Genomic DNA, 3,801 nt, shown 5'->3' with positions numbered 1-3,801 from the left:
GCCGGATTGGTCAGCCGCCGCGTCGCCACCCCCAGGCCGGCGGAGCCGATGTGGCGCGGGCCCGGCCCCGGCGCGGCGGCGCCGCCCGCGCCCTGGCGCTTGAGGAAGTCGGTGACGATGCGCTGGCCGCGCTCGGCCACGTCGGCCATCGTCCGGCTGACCACGGCCGGATCGGGCAGGCGGAAGCTGGTCTTGTCCTCGGTGGTCGGGTCCTGCGACATCCGCACTCCAGCCCTCAACCTTGTCCTGCCGCCCGGCGGGGCGGTGGCCTGTCCGCAGCGCATCGGGGCGATGCTTCCGCCGGCGAGCGGTTCGGGCTAACCCTCGCTTCCGCACGGAAAAGGGCAGCGATGATCCCGCGCGTCGGAGGTCACGGCAGACACCGGAAGGCTAGGGTGTGGCGGCCGCGCGATCAAGCGCGCCCGGCGCTGCTGCTGGCGGCCATGCTGGCGCTGCCGGGCTGCACGGAGCGCATCTCCGAACTCGATCCGCGGCCCGGCCTGTCCAACCTGTTCTTCCGGACGCATCTGCAGGGGCGGGAGCCGCCGCCGGGCATGGACGGCGACTACCCCAACCTGTCCAGCGTGCCGCCCCGCCCCGAACCGCCGAGCGCGGAAACGCGGGCGGGCCTGTCGAGCCGGCTGGCGGCCGCCCGGGAGCGGTCGCGGCCCCCGCTGGCGCCGGCCGGCGGCAGCGCCGTCCCGCCGGGGGAGGGGGCGCCGCCCGCCCCGCCCCGCCTGGCCGCCCTGCCCGCGATCCGGCTGGAGCCCGAGGCGCCGGCAGCCCCGGCCCCTGCCCCTGCCCCTGCCCCTGCCCCTGGGCCGGCCGCGCAGCCGATCCCGCCGCCGGCACAGCCCCCCGCCGCATCGGCCCCCGCCGCGCCTTCGCCCGCGGCGGCGCCCGCCCCCGCGCCCGCGGTGCTGGCGCCCGCGCCGCCGCCGCCGCCATCGCGCGACCTGCTGGCTCCGCCGCCCCCGCCCTCGCGCGACCTGCTCGCGCCTCGCGGCGGCTGAGGCGCTCCGCTATCCTGCCCCCGAATCATACGGACCGACGACGATGACCGAGGAGTTCCACCGCATCCGGCGCCTGCCGCCCTATGTCTTCGCCGAGGTGAACGGCGCCAAGGCCAAGGCGCGCGGGGCCGGCGAGGACATCGTGGACCTCGGCATGGGCAACCCCGACAGCCCGACGCCGCCGCATATCGTGGCCAAGCTGGTGGAGGCGGTGCAGGACCCGCGCACGCATCGCTATTCGATGTCGAAGGGCATCCCCGGGCTGCGCCGCGCGCTGGCCGGCTACTACGCCCGCCGCTTCGGGGTGAAGCTCGACCCCGAGACGGAAGTGGTGGCGACGCTGGGCTCCAAGGAAGGGCTGGCGAACCTGGCGCAGGCGATCTCCTCGCCGGGCGACACGATCCTGGTGCCGAACCCGTCCTATCCGATCCACCAGTTCGGCTTCATCATCGCCGGCGCCTCCGCCCGCTCCATCCCCTACACGCCGGATGACAGCATGCTGGCGGCGATCGACCGCGCGGTGCGCCATTCCGTGCCCTCCCCCACCGCGCTGATCGTCAACTTCCCGTCCAACCCGACGGCGCTGCTGGCGAGCCGCGAATTCTACAAGGAGCTCGTCGCCATGGCGCACCGGCACGAGCTTTTCATCCTGTCCGACCTCGCGTACGCGGAGCTCTATTTCGACGAGAACAACATCCCGCCCTCCGTGCTCGAGATCCCCGGCGCGAAGGAGGTGACGGTCGAGTTCACCTCGATGTCGAAGACCTACAACATGCCGGGCTGGCGCATGGGCTTCGCGGCCGGCAATCCGCGGCTGATCGCGGCGCTCGCGCGGGTGAAGAGCTACCTCGACTACGGCGCCTTCACGCCGATCCAGGTGGCCGCCGTCGCGGCGCTGAACGGCCCGCAGGATTGCGTGGCGGAGATGCGCGATCTCTACCGCAAGCGCCGCGACGTGCTGGTGAAGGGGCTGCATGCGGCGGGCTGGGCCGTGCCCTCGCCGGAAGCCTCGATGTTCCTCTGGGCGCCGATCCCGGAGCGCTTCCGGCATCTCGGCTCGGTCGGCTTCTCGAAGCTGCTGCTGGAGAAGGCGAAGGTGGCGGTCGCGCCGGGCCTCGGCTTCGGCGAGCATGGCGACGAGCATGTGCGCATCGCGCTGGTCGAGAACGAGCACCGCATCCGCCAGGCGCTGCGCGGCATCCGCACCTTCCTCGCGGCCGACAATGCAGGGCCGGTGGACGGGATGGAAGTCGACGCGGCGTGATCTTGGTGCCCTCAGATTTCTCGTGCCCTCAGACGGCGGGCGCCGCCTCCGGCGGCTTGCCTTCGCGCCACGCACTGGCTCGCCCTCCGGCGCTGATGGGCGGGGCGGGGCGCGCATTCGCGCGCTCGGCCCGGCGAGGCCGGGCCGCCAACTTCGGATTGTGATGCCATGACAAAACCTCTCGCCATCGGCGTTGCCGGGCTCGGCACCGTCGGCACGGGCGTGCTGACGCTGCTGCGCGACAATGCCGGGACCGTCGCGGCGCGGGCCGGGCGGCCGATCGCGGTCACCGCGGTCTCCTCGCGCGACCGCACGAAGGATCGCGGCGTCTCGCTCGCCGGGCTGCGCTGGTACGAGGATGCGGCGGCGCTCGCGGCCGATCCGAATGTGGACGTGGTGGTGGAGACGATCGGCGGCACCGAAGGGCCGGCGGCCGAGCTCGTGCGCGCGGCGCTTGCCGCCGGCAAGCCGGTGGTCACCGCCAACAAGGCGCTGCTCGCGATCCATGGCGCGGAGATCGCGCGGCTGGCCGACGCGAAGGGCGTGCCGCTGATGTTCGAGGCGGCGGTCGCGGGCGGCATCCCGGCGATCAAGGCGGTGCGCGAGGGGCTGGCGGCGAACGACCTCTCCCGCGTGCTCGGCATCCTGAACGGCACCTGCAACTACATCCTGACGCAGATGCGCGAGCGCGGGCGCGAATTCGCCGAAGCGCTCGCCGAGGCGCAGAAGCTGGGCTACGCCGAGGCCGACCCGACCTTCGACGTGGACGGCATCGACGCGGCGCACAAGCTGGCGATCCTGGCGGCGCTCGCCTTCGGGCGGCCGGTGGATTTCTCGTCCGTGCATGTGGAAGGCATCCGCAGCGTCTCGGCGCTCGACATCAGGCTGGCGGAGGAACTCGGCTACCGGATCAAGCTGCTCGGCATCGCGCGGCGCACCGATGGCGGGATCGAGACGCGGGTGCATCCCTGCATGGTGCCCGTCTCGCATCCGATCGCGCGGGTGGACGGGGTGTTCAACGCGGTGGTGGCCGAGGGCGATTTCTGCGGCCGCGTGGTGCTGGAAGGACGGGGGGCGGGCGGCGGGCCGACTGCGAGCGCGATCTGCGCCGACCTCATCGACATCGCGCGCGGGCGGCGCACGCCGGTCTGGGGGGTGGCGGATGGCGCCCTCTCCGCCCTGCCCGCGATCCCGATGGAGAAGCGCGTCGGCGCCTATTACCTGCGGCTGATGGTGCTGGACCGGCCGGGCGTGATCGCCGACGTCACCGCGATCCTGCGCGACCACCAGGTGAGCATGGAATCGATGCTCCAGCGCGGCCGCGCGCCGGGCGAGGCGGTGCCGGTGGTCGTCACCACGCATGACTGCGAGGAGGCGCAGATGCGCGCGGCCATCGCGCGGATCGCGGCGCTGGAGACGGTCGTCGAGGCGCCGGCGCTGATCCGGATCGAGACGCTGTAGGGCCCGCCCCCGCCGCGCGGGCCGGGCGGGGGGGGGCGGGGGCGGCGCCCGGGGGGGGCGGGC

The 3,801-nt window shown here is 73.9% G+C and carries 2 protein-coding genes and 1 pseudogene; 2 read left to right on the top strand and 1 reads right to left on the bottom strand.

Annotation, left to right across the window (positions count from 1 at the left end; all coding sequences use genetic code 11):
* Positions 1–221, bottom strand: a pseudogene (locus AC1MIR_RS26145) (class I poly(R)-hydroxyalkanoic acid synthase); the annotation flags it as partial.
* A gap of 835 nt (positions 222–1,056) precedes the next feature.
* Here AC1MIR_RS26145 and AC1MIR_RS26140 point away from each other — a divergent pair.
* Together AC1MIR_RS26140 and AC1MIR_RS26135 are read left to right on the top strand one after the other, a co-directional pair.
* Entirely contained in the window at positions 1,057–2,277 is a 1,221-nt protein-coding gene (locus AC1MIR_RS26140; RefSeq protein ID WP_480031106.1) for an LL-diaminopimelate aminotransferase, read from the top strand.
* 168 nt (positions 2,278–2,445) lie between these two features.
* Positions 2,446–3,738: a homoserine dehydrogenase gene (locus AC1MIR_RS26135; RefSeq protein WP_480031105.1), complete on the top strand. Its 1,293-nt coding sequence runs from the start codon at positions 2,446–2,448 to the stop codon at positions 3,736–3,738.
* Positions 3,739–3,801: the final 63 nt, after the last annotated feature.

The sequence above is a fragment of the Falsiroseomonas sp. RANM36 genome, from assembly GCF_056682175.1.
The sequence above is the reverse complement of the archived record's forward strand: the minus strand, read 5'-3'. Positions and strand labels throughout refer to the sequence as shown.

Coding starts and splice junctions, on each gene's coding strand:
- AC1MIR_RS26135 (WP_480031105.1), top strand. CDS start 2,446: ATGACAAAACCTCTCGCCATCGGCGTTGCCGGGCTCGGCACCGTCGGC.
- AC1MIR_RS26140 (WP_480031106.1), top strand. CDS start 1,057: ATGACCGAGGAGTTCCACCGCATCCGGCGCCTGCCGCCCTATGTCTTC.